9 protein-coding genes are annotated in these 16034 nt (G+C 61.4%); all 9 read right to left on the bottom strand.

Features of this window, described 5'->3' with window-relative positions:
* Positions 1-61 precede the first annotated feature (61 nt).
* Positions 62-2038 carry a glycogen debranching protein GlgX gene (gene glgX, locus AC13QO_RS09485; RefSeq protein WP_488540517.1) on the bottom strand — a complete coding sequence of 659 codons (1977 nt, stop codon included), beginning with the start codon at positions 2036-2038 and terminating at the stop codon, positions 62-64.
* Between the two features lie 13 nt (positions 2039-2051).
* On the bottom strand, positions 2052-3683 hold the full coding sequence (locus AC13QO_RS09480) for an alpha-D-glucose phosphate-specific phosphoglucomutase (RefSeq protein ID WP_085779474.1): 1632 nt from the start codon (positions 3681-3683) through the stop codon (positions 2052-2054).
* A 6-nt stretch (positions 3684-3689) separates the two neighbouring features.
* Positions 3690-5132, bottom strand: a complete 1443-nt coding sequence (glgA, locus tag AC13QO_RS09475; RefSeq protein WP_085779473.1) for a glycogen synthase GlgA — start codon at positions 5130-5132, stop codon at positions 3690-3692.
* A gap of 3 nt (positions 5133-5135) precedes the next feature.
* Positions 5136-6398 carry a glucose-1-phosphate adenylyltransferase gene (gene glgC / locus AC13QO_RS09470; protein ID WP_285192535.1) on the bottom strand — a complete coding sequence of 421 codons (1263 nt, stop codon included), beginning with the start codon at positions 6396-6398 and terminating at the stop codon, positions 5136-5138.
* Positions 6399-6416: 18 nt separating this feature from the next.
* Complete coding sequence (glgB, locus tag AC13QO_RS09465; protein ID WP_221112642.1) at positions 6417-8624, bottom strand: 1,4-alpha-glucan branching protein GlgB; 2208 nt, start codon at positions 8622-8624, stop codon at positions 6417-6419.
* Complete coding sequence (locus AC13QO_RS09460) at positions 8621-11083, bottom strand: glycogen/starch/alpha-glucan phosphorylase (protein ID WP_488540516.1); 2463 nt, start codon at positions 11081-11083, stop codon at positions 8621-8623. Before AC13QO_RS09460 ends, glgB begins: the two co-directional genes overlap by 4 nt.
* A 271-nt stretch (positions 11084-11354) precedes the next feature.
* Entirely contained in the window at positions 11355-12590 is a 1236-nt protein-coding gene (locus tag AC13QO_RS09455; protein WP_488540515.1) for a pilus assembly protein TadG-related protein, read from the bottom strand.
* Between the two features lie 114 nt (positions 12591-12704).
* Positions 12705-13592: a transglutaminase family protein gene (locus AC13QO_RS09450; RefSeq protein ID WP_285192704.1), complete on the bottom strand. Its 888-nt coding sequence runs from the start codon at positions 13590-13592 to the stop codon at positions 12705-12707.
* Positions 13589-16006, bottom strand: coding sequence for a circularly permuted type 2 ATP-grasp protein (locus AC13QO_RS09445; RefSeq protein WP_285192539.1), 2418 nt, complete (start codon positions 16004-16006; stop codon positions 13589-13591). The genes AC13QO_RS09450 and AC13QO_RS09445 overlap by 4 nt, the downstream gene beginning before the upstream one ends.
* Positions 16007-16034: the final 28 nt, after the last annotated feature.

The following is a 16034-nucleotide window of genomic DNA, read 5'->3' as shown; positions in this document are numbered from 1 at the left end:
AAAGCCTTATCGTGCATTCATGACGATTGCGACAAGGATTTGAGTGAGTTGGGGGAGGCGCTCATTTTTCTACGAAAAAGGCGACGGAGCGTGGCTCGACGGTCACGCTGGCACCGGCCTTCTTCGCTCCCTCCGGCGTCAACTGGCGCCAGCCCGGCTCATTCTCTGGCGGGAGCGTAAAGAGCTGGCGGCTCTCGGAACGATTGAAAAGCACGGCAAGCCGGGTCTGTTTGCCGCGCGAGGAGCGGTCGCCTGTGGTAAGCAGCATGCCGAGGGTCGAGAGCGACGGCGTCTCCCATTCCGCAACGGTCATCGGTTCGCCGGAGAGTGAGATCCATTCGACGTCGCCGTTGCCGGAAAGGAAGCCCGTTTCGGAAAAGACGGTAAAGCGGCGGCGCAGTCCTGCGACGAAAGCGGTATGGGCGACGAGATCCTCGTTCAGCGCCTTCCAGTCCAGCCAGGTGATCTCATTGTCCTGGCAATAGGCATTGTTGTTGCCGCGCTGGCTGCGGCCGCCCTCGTCGCCCGCCGTCAGCATGATGCTGCCGCGGGTGGCAAAGAGCGTTGAGATCAGCGCCATGGCGTCGTTGATCCGCCGCTTGCGGATACTGGGATAGAGGGTCTCGCCTTCGACGCCGTTGTTCCAGGAATGGTTCTCGTTGTGACCGTCCCGATTGTGCTCGCCGTTGGCGTCATTGTGCTTGCCGGCATAGGAGACGAGGTCCATCAGTGTGAAGCCATCATGGGCGGCGAGGAAATTGACGCTGCGCGTCTCTTTGCCGTCGTTGCGGGAGAAGATGTCGGAGGAACCGGCAAGCGCAGTTGCGAGCGAGCCGGTCTTCCATTGGTCGCCACGCCAGTAACAGCGCAGATCGTCGCGAACCCTGTCATTCCATTCGAGGAAGGACAGCGGGAAGTTGCCGAGCTGGTAACCGCCCGGACCGATATCCCAGGGTTCGGCGATCATGATGCGGTCGGCAAGCAGATCATCGGCAAGGATCGCAGCGAGCGTTCCGCCCTCGCGCTCGAAGCCGCTCGCGGTGCGGCCCAGCACCGGGGCGAGATCGAAACGGAAACCATCGACGCCGGCGTTGAGCACGAAATGCCGCAGGCTGTCGATGACGAGGCGCCTGACCTCGGGATGGTCGCAGGCGATCGTGTTGCCGGTACCGGTGTCGTTGATCAGTTCGCCGGGGCTGTTTCGGGCGTGGCGGTAATAATGCAGGTTGTCGAGGCCGCGCAGCGACAGCGTCGTGCCATAGCGGTCGCTCTCGCCGGTATGGTTGAAGACGAGATCGAGGATGACGGCGATGCCTTCGGCATGGAGAGCGGCGACCGTCCTGCGCAGTTCCGCCATGCCGCGGGGGACAATCCGCGGATCGAGCGCCATTAGGCCGACGGGGTTATAGCCCCAGCCGTTTGTGAGACCGAGCGGCGGCAGATGGCGCTCATCGATCCAGGCGGTAATCGGCATCAGTTCGATGGCATCGACCCCGATCCGCTTCAGATGCGCGATAACGGAGGGATGGGCAAGGGCTGCGACCGTGCCGCGTTCGGCTTCCGGCACGTCGGGGTGAAGGATGGTGAAGGGCCGCACCGCCACTTCATAGATAAAACCGCCCGGTTTGAAGAGCGGCTTGTCGATTGCGGCTGGTGTGTCGGTGGTGACGATCGCCTTCGGCATAAGATCCTGGCTGTCCTCGCCGTAGAGCCCGAGGCGGGGATCGTAGCGGAACGGTCGGTCGATTTCCTTGGCGTAGGGATCGATCAGCAGTTTGGACGGGTCGAACCAGAGGCCGTTGTCGGGCGCATAGATGCCGTCGGCACGATAGCCGTAGCGGGCACCTTGACCGAGGCCGTCGACGAAGAGGCGATGGATGTGGTTGCCATCGCGAGCCATCGGCAGGCGCGCAAATTCCCTGTTGCCGTCACCTTCGAAGAGGCAGAGTTCGATCTGCGTGGCGTGATGCGACCACACGGCAAATTCGACGCCGGTCTCGAAGACGATCGCACCCCGCGCCGAATTGCTGTCCCGCATGTCCCGCCCCGGATCAGGTGATCACGGTTGGCTCATCGCGTCCCGTGCGCTCACGAATGCTGGCAATGCTTTCGGCGGCCGCAATCAGATCGGCGAGCGCTTCCTGCGTTTCGATGTTGTGACGAGTCGAATCCGGCTCGTAGCGCTCGATATAGACGCGCAAGGTTGCGCCAGACGTGCCGGTGCCGGAGAGACGGTAGACGACGCGGGAGCCGCCCTCGAAGAGCACGCGGATGCCCTGATGCTCGCTCACCGACTTGTCGATCGGGTCGTGGTAGGCGAAGTCGTCGGCTTTCTCGACCTTCAGGCTGCCGATGTTCTTGCCGGCCAAGGTGGAAAGCTGGCTGCGGAGATTGTCCATCAGGCCATTCGCCGCGTCGGTGTCCAGGCCTTCATAATCGTGGCGCGAATAATAGTTGCGGCCGTAGGTCTGCCAGTGCTGGGTGACGATGTCGGCGACGCTCTCGCCGCGCACGGCAAGGATGTTTAGCCACAGCAGCACGGCCCAGAGGCCATCCTTCTCACGGACGTGATTGGAGCCCGTGCCGGAGCTTTCCTCACCGCAGATCGTCGCCATGCCGGCGTCGAGCAGGTTGCCGAAGAATTTCCAGCCGGTCGGTGTCTCATACATGCCGATGCCACGCTTTTCGGCGACGCGGTCGGCCGCGCCCGATGTCGGCATCGACCGGGCGATGCCGGCGAGACCGCCGGAATAGCCGGGGGCGAGATTGGCGTTGGCGGCAAGGATCGCCAGGCTGTCGGAAGGGGTGACGAAGATGCCGCGGCCGATAATGAGGTTGCGGTCGCCGTCGCCGTCGGACGCGGCGCCGAAATCGGGGGCGTCCTCGCCCATCATCTCATCGAAGAGTTCCTTGCAGTGAACCGGATTCGGGTCGGGGTGATGACCGCCGAAATCCGGCAGCGGCATGAAATTGCGCACCGAACCGAGGGGAGCGCCAAGACGATTTTCGAAGATTTCCTTGGCGTAGGGTCCGGTGACGGCGCTCATGCCGTCGAAGGCGATGCGGAAACCGAGACTGATCAGATTGCGGATGGCGCCGAAATCGAACAGTTCTTCCATCAGCGCGGCATAGTCCTCGACCGGGTCGATGACCGAGAGGATCATGCCGCCGGGAAGCTCGTCCTTGCCGATGCGGTCGAGATTGACGTCGGCGAAATCGGCGATCTTGTAGCTGTCGATTGTCTTGGAGCGCGCATAGATCGCGTCGGTGATCTTCTCCGGCGCCGGGCCGCCATTATTGATATTGTATTTGATGCCGAAGTCTTCGGTCGGGCCGCCGGGATTGTGGCTGGCGGAGAGGATGATGCCGCCGAAGGCCTTGTACTTGCGGATGATGTGGGAGGCGGCCGGCGTCGACAGAATGCCGCCCTTGCCAACCATGACCTTGCCGAAGCCGTTGGCAGCGGCCATCTTGATCGCCTTCTGGATGACTTCGCGATTGTAGTAACGTCCGTCGCCGCCGATGACGAGGCACTTGCCCTGATAGCCTTCTAGCGAATCGAAGATCGCCTGGATGAAATTCTCGGCATAATTCGGCTGCTGGAAGACCGGAACCTTCTTACGCAGACCGGACGTGCCGGGTTTCTGGTCCAGATAGGGCGTGGTGGGTACGGACTTGATCATTTTAGGTCACATGCCTTTCGAGACGAGGCTTGAATAGAGGGCAGCGTAGCGTTCGGCGCTCTTCTCCCAGGAGACATCCGATTTCATGCCTTGCTTTTGCAATTGGGTCCAGAGTTTTCGGTCCGCGTAAAAATGCATTGCACGGCGGATTGCCTGTAGCATGCCCGTTTCGGTCACGGGTGAGAATTGTATGCCGGTTGCTACTTTCGCCGCAAGTGCGGCGTGATTGGCGTCGATCACGGTGTCGTTCAATCCGCCGGTGCGGGCGACGATCGGCACGCAGCCGTAACGCAGGCCGTAAAGCTGGGTGAGGCCGCAGGGTTCGAAGCGCGACGGGATGATGATGGCGTCGCAGCCGGCCTGCATCAGGTGCGACATCGGTTCGTTATAGCCGATCGACACGCCGATCCGGCCGGGATGGCGGCTGGCGGAGGCAAGCAGCGCGCCTTCGAGCGCTGCTTCGCCGGAGCCGAGCACGACGAGTTTGCCGCCCATGGCGACGATCTGGTCGGCGACGTTGGCGACGATATCCATGCCCTTCTGCCAGGTGAGGCGGCTGATCACGCAGAAGATCGGCGCATCGTCATTGTCGAGGTGGAAGAACTCGGCGATCGAGCGGCGGTTTTCCTCGCGGTTCTTCAGCGTCGTCGGGCCATAATGGGTGTGGACGACGGGGTCGGTCGCCGGGTTCCAGACATCGGTGTCGATGCCGTTGACGATTCCATGCAAATCGTCGATGCGGGTGGCGATGACGCCTTCGAGCCCCATGCCGAATTCCGGCGTCAGAATTTCGTCGGCATAGGTGGGGCTGACTGTCGTGACCGCATGGGCAGTCTGCAGGCCGCCCTTGAGGAAGCCGACGGTGCCGTAATATTCGATGCCGTCCATGGCGAAGGCATGACCTGGCAGACGCAGACCGGCAAAAATCTCCGGGCCGAACTGGCCCTGGAAGGCGATATTGTGAATTGTCAGCACGCTCGGCAGTTCCGGGGTCGGATAATAGCGCATGTAGACCGAGGTCAGCGCCGCCTGCCAGTCATGAGTGTGGACGAGATCAGGCCGCCAGCCGGGCAGCAGTCCGGCGCCGATTTCGGAAGCGGCAAGCGACAGGGCGGCGAAACGGCGCCAATTGTCGGGATAATCCTTGCCAAGCGGATCAAGATAGGGACCGCCCGGCCGCTCGTAATAGGCGGGCGCGTCGAGGACGAGCAGATCGAGACCCTCATGTTCAACCTCGAGCACGGTCGCCCGCTCACCGAGCAGGTCCGGGAATTCGAGTCTGACGACAGGGTCGCGAATGACCTTCATGACGGCGGGGTAGCCGGGCAGGAGGGTCTTGGTCTCGACCCCGAAGGCTTTCAGAGCAATTGGCAGGGCACCTGACACGTCGGCCAGACCCCCTGTCTTGATCAAGGGGAAGACTTCGGACGAAACCGAAAGAACTTTCATACGTCAGATATCCAGCTTGTCGATCATCGGTTGGGTGATCAGGCAGATGCCCCCTTCCGACCGCCGGAAGCGTTTGGCGTCGAGATCGGGATCCTCGCCGACGACCAGCCCTTCGGGAATGACGACACCATGGTCGATCACGACGTTCTTGAGCTGCGCCCGCCGTCCGATCTTCACATTCGGCAGGATGACCGCCCCTTCCAGCTTGGAAAAGGAATTGGCCCTGACGCCGGTGAAGAGCAGGCTTTTGTTGAGGCTGGCGCCTGAGATGATGCAGTCGCCTGACACGACGGAGGAGGTGGCCGAACCGCGGCGGTCGTCGTCGTCATGGACGAACTTCGCCGGCGGGGTGATCTCGGCATAGGTCCAGATCGGCCACGACTTGTCGTAGATATCGAGCTCCGGGACGATGGCCGTCAGATCGATATTGGCCTGCCAGTAGGCGTCGATCGTGCCGACGTCGCGCCAGTAGGGCTCGTGCTCGAAATCGGAGCGGACACAGGATTTGGCGAAGCGGTGGGCGACGGCCTTACCGTTTTTGACGATATAGGGGATGATATCCTTGCCGAAATCGCGGCTCGATGTCGGGTCGGCGGCGTCGCGGCGTAGCGCATCGAGCAGGAACTTGGTGTGGAAGACATAGATGCCCATCGAGGCGAGCGCGAAATCCGGCTTGTCGGGAATGCCGGGGGGATCCGCCGGCTTTTCGATGAAAGCGAAGATCTCATCCTTTTCGTTGACATGCATGACGCCGAAGCCGGTCGCTTCCATGCGCGGCACTTCCAGGCAGCCGATCGTCACGTCCGCGCCGGAATCGACATGCTGCTGGAGCATGTATTCATAGTCCATCTTGTAGACATGGTCGCCGGCGAGAATGACCATGTATTCGACGCCGTAATCCTCGATAATATCGATGTTCTGATAAACGGCGTCGGCGGTGCCTTCATACCATTGCGTTTCGGAAACGCGCTGCGAGGCAGGCAGGATGTCGAAGCTTTCGTTTCGCTCCGGGCGGAAGAAGTTCCAGCCGCGCTGCATGTGGCGGATCAGCGAATGCGCCTTGTATTGCGTCGCGACGCCGATGCGGCGAATGCCCGAATTCAGCGCGTTGGACAGCGCGAAATCGATGATGCGCGCCTTGCCGCCGAAATAGACGGCGGGCTTGGCACGCCGGTCGGTGAGTTCCTTGAGACGGCTCCCCCTGCCGCCCGCCAGAACGTAAGCCATTGCGTCGCGGGCAAGTGGCTGAATACGCTTCTCTACCATTTTCTCCTCCCACCAGTCTTAATTTTCAGGTTCAAGCATGATTGTCGCCAAGGGCGGCAGCGTGATCGAGCAGGTGATATTGCCGCCGGCATCGACGGCCTGCACGCGTCCGCCATTGCCCTTCCCGCTACCGCCATAGATGTCGGCATCGGTATTCAGAATCTCCCGCCAGCGGCCTGCGGAAGGCAGGCGTAACAAGTAGTTCTCGCGGTAGACGGGAGTAAAGTTGGTGATGACGACGATCGGCTTCTGGCCCGGCGCCTTGCGCTGCCAGGCGAAGACTGAATTCTCGCCGTCGTCGGCAATCAGCCATTCGAAGCCGTCGCCCTCGCAGTCACGCTCATGCAGGGCGGGCTTGCTGCGATAGGTGAAGTTGAGATCGCGCACCAGGCGCCGCATGCCCTCGTGCATACGATATTGCAGCAGGTTCCAGTCGAGCGATCGATCCTCGCTCCATTCGCTCCACTGGGCGAATTCCTGGCCCATGAACAACAGCTTCTTGCCGGGATAGCCCCACATGTAAGCGTAGTAGGCGCGCAGATTAGCGAACTTCTGCCAGTCATCGCCCGGCATCTTGGCGATCAGCGAGCCCTTTCCGTGAACGACCTCGTCGTGCGACAGCGGCAGGACGAAATTTTCCGAATAGGCATAGAGGAGGCCGAAGGTGAGCTCGTTATGATGGTGTTTGCGGTGCACCGGGTCGCGCTTCATATAGCTCAGCGTGTCATGCATGAAGCCCATGTTCCATTTGAAACCGAAGCCGAGCCCGCCTTCATGCACGGGTTGCGAGACTTTTGGCCAGGAGGTCGATTCTTCGGCGATGGTCATGACGTTGGGATGCTGGCCGTAGATGCGGGTGTTGAGGTCCTGCAGGAAGCGGACGGCTTCGAGGTTCTCGTTGCCGCCATATTCATTCGGAATCCATTCGCCGTGCTTGCGGGAATAATCGAGGTAGAGCATCGAGGCGACGGCATCGACGCGCAGGCCGTCGAGATGGAATTTCTCGGCCCAGTAGAGGGCATTGTTGACCAGATAGGAAACCACTTCGGTGCGGCCGAAATTGTAGATCGCCGTGTTCCAGTCCGGATGGAAGCCCTTGCGCGGATCTTCGTGCTCGTAGAGCGCCGTGCCGTCGAACCAGCCGAGGCCGTGTTCGTCGGTCGGGAAATGCGCCGGTACCCAGTCGAGGATGACGCCGATGCCCACCTTGTGGCAGCCGTTGACGAAGCGGGCGAAGCCTTCTGGCTCGCCGAAGCGGGCAGTCGGCGCATAAAGGCCGGTCGTCTGGTAGCCCCAGGAGGGGTCGTAGGGATGCTCGGTGATCGGCAGAAATTCGATATGGGTGAAACCCATGTCGACACAATAGGGGATGAGGCTGGAGGCAAGTTCGTCCCAAGATAGCATGGTGCCGTCCTGCCGGCGCTGCCAGGAGCCGGCATGCACCTCATAGATCGAGATCGGCTGTCGGCGCTTGTCGGTTTCGCGCCAGTGCTTCAGATGGGCCTCATCCTCCCAGACCTGCTCCAGCTCGGCAGCGGCGATCGAGGCGGTCTTGGGTCTGAGCTCGCTGCGGCGGGCGAAGGGATCGGCCTTCAGCGGCAGCAACACGCCGTCGTGGCCGCGAATCTCGAACTTGTAGGCGACGCCGAGCGGCACATCGGGAGCGAAGATTTCCCAGATGCCGCTGTCGGCGCGAAAGCGCATGACATGGCGGCGGCCGTCCCAACCGTTGAAATCGCCAACCACGGAAACGCGCTGGGCGTTCGGCGCCCAGACCGCGAAGTGGATGCCCTGCGCGCCGTCATGCTTGATGAGATGGGCGCCCATCTTGTCGAACAGGCGCAGATGCGAACCTTCACGGGCGAAATAATCGTCCATCGGCCCAAGCACCGGCCCGAAGCTGTAGGGGTCGGTGACTGCCCATTCGGCGTCACCACGCCGGGCGCGGTAGCGCACCGGCTGCAGCTTCGCGAGCGAAACCGGCCCGGCGAAGAACCCGTCGGCGTGGAGCTGATTCAATTCGCCGATGATGCCGCCATCGAGCGTCATGGCGGTCACTTCCTCGGCACCCGGGATGAAGCACCGGGCAACGAAAGCGTCGCCGGCTTGGTGCACACCTAGGATGGCAAAGGGATTGGAATGCGAGCCGGCAAGGATCGCCGTGATTTCATCTGCCGAAATTTCCCAGGAAAGCTTTACTTCAGGGAGGGTTTTCGGCGTTTTCATCCGGCTCTCCAGATTTCGTCTGCATATTGCCTGATCGTACGGTCGGAGGAGAACCAGCCCATCCGTGCGGAATTGTTGATCGTCTTCGTGTACCAGGCCGCCTGGTTGGTCCAGATCTGGTCGACGTCGCGCTGGGCCTGGGCATAAGCGTCGAAATCGGCGGCGACCATGAACCAGTCATGCGAATAGATGCCGTCGATCAGCGCCGTGTAGCGATTACGGTCATCGGGCGAGAAGACGCCGGAACCGATGGCTGAGAGCGCCTGGGAGAGTTCGCGGGAGCCTTCGATAATGGCGCGGGGATTGTGGCCATCACTGCGGACCTTGGCGACCTCGTCGGCCCTAAGGCCGAAGATGACGATGTTATCCTCGCCGACATTGTCACGCATCTCGACATTAGCGCCGTCGAGCGTGCCAATCGTCAGCGCGCCGTTGAGGCCGAACTTCATATTGCCGGTGCCGGAGGCTTCCATACCGGCGGTCGAAATCTGCTCGGAAAGGTCGGCGGCGGGAACCATGACCTCGGCGAGCGAGACATTGTAGTTGGGCACGAAGACGACCTTCAGCAGGCCGCGCACCGACGGGTCGTTGTTGATGGTGCGGGCGACGTCGTTGATCAGTTTGATGATGAGCTTGGCGTTGTAATAGCTCGGCGCCGCTTTGCCGGCGAAGAGTTTTACGCGCGGCACCCAGTCCAGTTCCGGATGCGAGCGGATCTGGTCGTAAAGCGCGACGGCTTCGATGATGTTCAGAAGCTGGCGTTTGTATTCATGGATGCGCTTGATCTGGATGTCGAACATCGCCGAGGGATCGAGCTTCACGCCCATGCGGCTGGCGACGAGATTGGAAAGGGCCACCTTGTTGGCCCGCTTCACTGCGGCAAACTTCTGCTGGAAGCTCGGGTCCGAAGCATGGGCCTCGAGCGGGCGCAGCTTCTCGGCGTCATCGAGGAACTCATCGCCGATCGCCTCGCGGATCAGACCGGTGAGGCTGGGATTGCACTGCTGCAGCCAGCGACGCGGCGTTATACCGTTGGTCTTGTTGTTGATGCGCTCGGGGTAGAGCTTGTGCAGGTCGGCGAACACCGTGACCTTCATCAGGTCGGTGTGCAGGGCCGAGACGCCGTTGATCGAGTGCGAGCCGATGAAGGCGAGATTGCCCATTCGCACGCGGCGGTCGCCGCTTTCCTCGATCAGCGAAATCGAGCGGATTTCGCTGTCGGAGAAGTTCTTGCCCTTGCGGGCATCAAGCAGGATCTTGGCATTGATCGCGTAGACGATCTGCATGTGGCGCGGCAGCAGGCGCTCGAAGAGCGGAACCGGCCAGCTTTCCAAGGCTTCGGGCAGAAGCGTGTGGTTGGTGTAGGAAAAGGTGCGGTGGGTAATATCCCAAGCCTGGTCGAAATCCATACCGTGCACGTCGCAGAGCAGGCGCACCAGTTCGGCGACCGAGACGGCCGGATGGGTGTCGTTCAGCTGAATGGCCACCTTGTCAGGCAGCGAGGTGAAATCGTCATATTGCTGCAGGTGGCGGCGAAGAATGTCTTGCAGCGATGCAGACGAGAAGAAGAACTCCTGGCGCAGGCGCAGTTCCTGGCCGGCAGGGGTGGCGTCGGCGGGATAGAGGACGCGGGTCAGGCTTTCGGCCTTGTTGCTTTCGCGCAGCGCGCCGATGTGGTCACCGGCGTTGAAGGCATCGAGCAGGATCGGGTCGATCGGCTGCGCCGACCAGAGGCGTAGCGTGTTGACTCGTTTTCCCCGCCAGCCCACGACCGGAGTGTCGAAGGCGGCGGCGATGACGCGCTCGGCCGGCTTCCAGACGTAGCGCGGCTGGTCGTCATGGGTGGTAATGAATTCGACAGAGCCCCCGAAACCGATTTCATAGGAGCTCTCGCGGCGCTCGAATTCCCAGGGATTGCCGTGGGCGAGCCAGTTCTCGGGCAGCTCCACCTGCCAGCCGTCGGCCATCTGCTGCCGGAATAGGCCGTGGACGTAACGAATGCCGTAGCCATAAGCCGGAACATTGACCGTCGCCATGCTCTCCATGAAACAGGCGGCGAGGCGGCCGAGGCCACCATTGCCGAGCGCTGCATCCGGCTCCAGGCCGGCAATGACATTGACGTCGACGCCGAGCGAGGCCAGCGCATCGCGAACCTCTTCCATCAGGCCGAGATTGGACACGGCATCGCGCATCAGCCGGCCGATCAGGAATTCGAGCGAAAGATAATAGACGCGCTTGGCGCCGGTCGCATAGACCTCGCGTGTGGAGGCCATCCATTTGTCGATGATACGGTCGCGCACCACCAGGATCGTCGCCGTCAGCCAGTCATGCGGCTTTGCCACCTTGGCATCCTTGCCGATGCGATAGGTCAGACGTTCGATGATTTCCTCAGCGAGAATTTCCGGCCTTGAGCTGCGGGGAGCGGGAGAGGGGATAACCGGCTTGGAAACGGTATTCATGGTCAGATCTCGCCAATTTTAATTTGGTATCAGGCTGTTATGCCTGATTTAATCGATTTGTCGCCTGCGCTTGCGACAGTTTATGCATCGTTAGGAAGCACTTGCAACAAAGGATTTGGACAAACGAAAAAATTGCGAAAGCTTCATAATCAGATCGCCGAGGAGGGTTGATTTCAATCGCCTTTCCCGATCGGACGGGTGGGCTATCGATAATGAAAAGCCGCGCCGGTTTGTTCCGGCGCGGCTTTTCATTCGGTTCCTCGCCGGCATCTCAATTCGTCAGGCGCGTCATCTGTGCGGAGGCCTTCGCTCCGATCGCTTTGAACGCTGCGAGGAGGTCTTCCATTTTTTCGGCCTGGAAATAATGGGAGTCGTCGGAGGCACAATAATGCAGCAAGGCCTGTCCGCCCGCCGGCGCCATGAAGGCGATCGTATAGATCTCGATGCCCTTGGATTTGGCAGTGTCGCATGTTGCCTTGGTCAGTGTGTCATATGAACGGCCGCCGCTGCTATCGTTATTATTGTCGCCGTCGGTCATGAAGACGATGTACTTTTGGGGTATTTGGCCAGTCTTCAGCTTATGGGCGGAATCTTCGGCGTCATTCCCCGCAGCATTCTTTGCCGTCAGGGACGAATAGGCCGTGTTCATCGCGCCGCTCGAATTCGTGCCGCCATTCGCCTGAAGTGCGTTGACATAGCTCGAGACCCCAGAAGTTCCCCAGGCAAGAGTGCTGGGTGTATATTGAACGATATCGTAAGATACTGCGCCAGTGCGCACGTATTGGGCGTTGGGATCGGCGCTGTTCAGCTGGCCGAAGAGATTGCCGGCGGCGATCTTAAGCGCCTCGATCTTGGTGTAGTAATTTGTGCGGCTACCGGTGCATTTGTCGTAAACCCACTTATCATTCTTGCTGTTGTAGTGAAGGTTGCAGTCGTAGGTGTATGATTCCGTCGGAACATCCTTATTAACGGTCGCGGTATCCTCTCCCATCGATCCCGATTTATCGAGCGCCAAATACATCGAGATGGAGCCCTGAGTCTGCGAATGGCCGCCGACCGTCGTGCCGGACGTCGAAAGGTGTTGCGTGGTGAAACCGACCGCTTGCATCAGCGGATTGACCTTCAGGTCGTAGCTTGGCGAAACCGTTACCTGATAGGATGTCGAATTTCCCGACGTGTTTGTCTGCACGGTAACGCCAGTCGCGCTTTTAATGTCGACGCCGCTTTGCAGATAATTCGCCATTTGCCCGGCGACAAAATTCCGCGCAAAGGCTTCGGCCTCAGAGGTTTGGATCGTGCTATTCGCTAGCGCGGTGGCGGTGGCAAGCGCCGCCGAATCGGCCGCCTCCTGCAATTGCTGTTTGGAGAGCAGCATATCTCCGACCTGAATCGCCAAGCCGGCGGCGCCGAGAAGAACCGGCGCCAAAATCGCCGTCATAATTCCGAAATTACCGCCTCGATCGCTGAACATGCGACGCAGGCAGGGACGCAAAATGGAGGTGCTCATCATGTTCACCCAACTGGAAACCCTGTGAGGTGATTTACGCACGCTGCTTCTTTATGCAGTCCTTACGGCGTCAATAGAATTTTAACGAATTGGCTGATTTTTCCAATTTTGGGATCATTTCAGCGGAATGACGTCGACCGCCTGAACGGCGCGTTGGCCGCCATAGCTTTTCAAGACGCCGATGACGGGGACGACGTCGGAATAGTCCCGGCCATAGGCGACCACAATATGGTCCATGCCGGCGGGGATGTTGTTGGTCGGGTCGAGTTCGATCCAGCCGATCGTCTCGCCGCACCAGACCCGCACCCAGGCATGCATCGCGTCCGCTCCTTCCAGCCTTTCCTTGCCGGGGGGCGGAATGGTGCGCAGGAAGCCGGAGACGTAGCCGGCCGGAATGCCGAGGCTTCTGAGCGCCAGGATCATGACGTGGGTGAAATCCTGGCAGACGCCGCGCTTCAGCCTGAACGCTTCGAGCGGGGTCGTGTCTACTGCGGTTGCGTCGGAATCGTAGGTGAAATCCCTATTGATGCGGGCGCAGAGCGCATGGGCGATCTGCATGGCTGTCAGCTGGGGCGTGACGCAGCTTCGTGCGTAATCGCCAATCTCGCGCGTCTGCGTCAGGCGCGGGCTGTCGCCAAGAAAGTGATGCGGCGAATCCGGCGCAAGTGACCAGACGCCGGATATTTCCTCCGGCAGGTCGGCAAGCAGCGGCGAGAAATCGGCGGCGATCGGCTGGCTTTCGACCTGCACACGGGCCTGCATGCGAATGTCGAGCGTCTCATGCGGCGTCCGCAGCATGAAGGAGGTGGCGGGATGCTGAAAGAAATCGACGAAATGAGACTGCTCGTCCGGCGTCGGCGAAACGGTGATCGAGCCGGCGACCAGGCGTTGCCGGTTGCTCAGCGACAGCGGCATCAATCGCATGATATGGCGAGCGCCGGAGGCCGGCACGTCGTAGCTGTAACTCATGCGGAGCGAGAGATCGTAAAGCACTGCCATCAGCCGAGATAGGTCTGGGCGAGCAGATCAGAAAGCTGCTCCAACTCGCGTTCGAGCCGCTGGTAGACCTCTATCCCCATGCCCTCCGGCGTCATTACCGCCAGACCGGAATGAAGCCGCATCGCCTCGCGGTAGAAGGGCGACATCTGCCCATTGATCAAGGCGTTCGGCAATTGCTCGACCTCATGATGGATTTCGTTCACCTGGAAGAGGACCGAGCGCGGATTGAGGGGGTCGAGCGCCAACAGGTCGGTGACGGTCAGCCTTGCTGTATTGACGTTGTAGCGGCGGCGGTGAGTCATGACGCTGTCGCCGATCTCGAGCAGCATGTCGAGCGCGCCGTCGGGCGCTTCCGGGCCGGACATGTGGCCGAGCAGGCGCGTCATGTGCAGGCCGCGCTCGATATAGCGGCCGAGGGAGAGGAAACGCCAGCCCATGAAGCGGTACATGTTCTCGTGCACGAGGCCGGCGAAGCCCGCGAGCTTGCGCAGGAGGATCGTCATCGCATGGCTGGCGTCATCGCCGGCAGTGACGGTGGCGTGAAAGCGGCGGGCGGTTTTGGCGAGATCGTTGAGGGCGAGCCAACCATCGGGCGAGAAGCGGTCGCGGATGTTGCTGGCGGAATAGACGGCGCTGTCGATGTTGCGCAGGAGCCTCTCGGGCACGGGCTCGGCGGTATCGATATCGACGGCCGCGAGATAGGCGGAGACGTCGGCGAGCAGCGGCTGGCTCGGATCGGCGGCTTCGGCATAACGCGCATGCCAGGCGCGCAGGATCCGCAACGCCCCTTCGGCGCGTTCGATATATCGGCCGAGCCAGAACAGATTGTCGGCCGCCCGGCTCGGCAGGCTGCCCGGCATGTTGCGGGTGAAGCTGCCTTCGGCCGGCAGCAGGGTGTGGCGCTCGACCGGCTTGTCGCTGACGATCCAGACGTCGGCGGCTGCTCCGCCGGACTGCATGGCGATCGCCGAGACGTCGGCGCCGGAGCCGATGCGGGCAAAACCGCCGGGCATGATCTGCCAGCCGTTTGCCGTGCGGGCAGCGAAGACGCGCAGCGACATCGGCCGCGGCATGAGTTTGCCATTCACCCAGGCGGGCGTCGTCGACAACGTGACGACTTCCTGACCGACCAGTTTCTGACCGTCCGAATTCAGCCAGTTGGCGATGGAATCTTTGGCCGTTGCCCGCAGCGACGAGCCGAGCACGGATTCGCCGTTGTCGTCGAAGAAAGGCGCACGGGAATAGGCCGGGCCGATTACCATTTTCTCGATATTCTTGGCGACCTGCTCGCGCTCTTCCTTCTGGCCGCACCACCAGGTGGCAATCGACGGCAGTCTCAGATCCTGCCCGAGCAGATGCCGGCAGATGGTCGGCATGAAGGCGAGAAGCGCCCGGGTTTCGAGAATGCCGGTGCCGAGCGCGTTGACGATGGTGACGCTTTCGGCGCGCAGCGCTTCCACGAGACCGGGCGTGCCGATATGCGAATTCTGGTTCAGCTCCAGCGGGTCGGCAAAGGCCGAATCGAGGCGGCGCCAGAGCACGCCGATCGGCTTCAGGCCGGCGACGGTGCGGACCATGACGCGGCCCTTGACGACGGCGAGATCCTCGCCCTCGAGCAGCATGAAGCCGAGATAGCGGGCAATGTAGGCGTGTTCGTAATAGGTCTCGTTGGCAGGACCTGGCGTCAGGACGGCGATGCGGTCGTCGCCTGAATGTTTCATGTCCTGCAGCGCATCGCGGAAGGCGCCGAAGAACGAGGCGAGGCGGTGGACGGGCGTTTCGGCATAGATGTCGGAGAAGGCGCGGGTCGTCGCGACGCGGTTTTCAAGCGCGAAGCCGGCGCCGGAGGGAGCTTGGGTGCGATCTGCCAACACCCACCAATTGCCGTCAGGCCCGCGGCCGATTTCGAAGGCGCAGAAGTGCAGATAGTGGCCGGATGCCGGCCGGATGCCGGCCAGCGGGCGCTGAAATTCGGGATTGGCGGCGATCAGCGCCGGCGGCAGGAATCCTTCCTCGACCAGCCGGTTCTCGCTGTAGATATCGGCAATGATCGCCTCCAGGAGGTCGGCGCGCTGGACGAGGCCTGCCGACAGCGCCTGCCATTCGCGCTCGTCGATCAGCACCGGGATATGCGAGATCGGCCAGGCGCGTTCGCCGGCTCCCTTGCTGCCATAGGCACGGTAGAAGACGCCGGCGTCTCTGAGGTAGCGGTCGGCGCGGGCGAAACGCTCCGCGAGATCCTTTTCCGACATTGCGCCGAGATGCGAGAGGAAACGCTGCCAGACGGGGCGGACCGCGCCTTTATTGTCGACCATCTCGTCGGCGGTGCCGGGAAGCGGCGCATAGCCGAAGGCCGCATCCTTGCCGATGCTGCTCTCCGCCTCTTGCCTGCGCTCCACTGCCGGTCTCTTACCCATCAAACCCAACCTCACCCTCGGCCTCTGC

The organism is Rhizobium sp. CNPSo 3670 (assembly GCF_057784555.1).
This window is presented reverse-complemented; position numbering and strand designations above follow the sequence as displayed.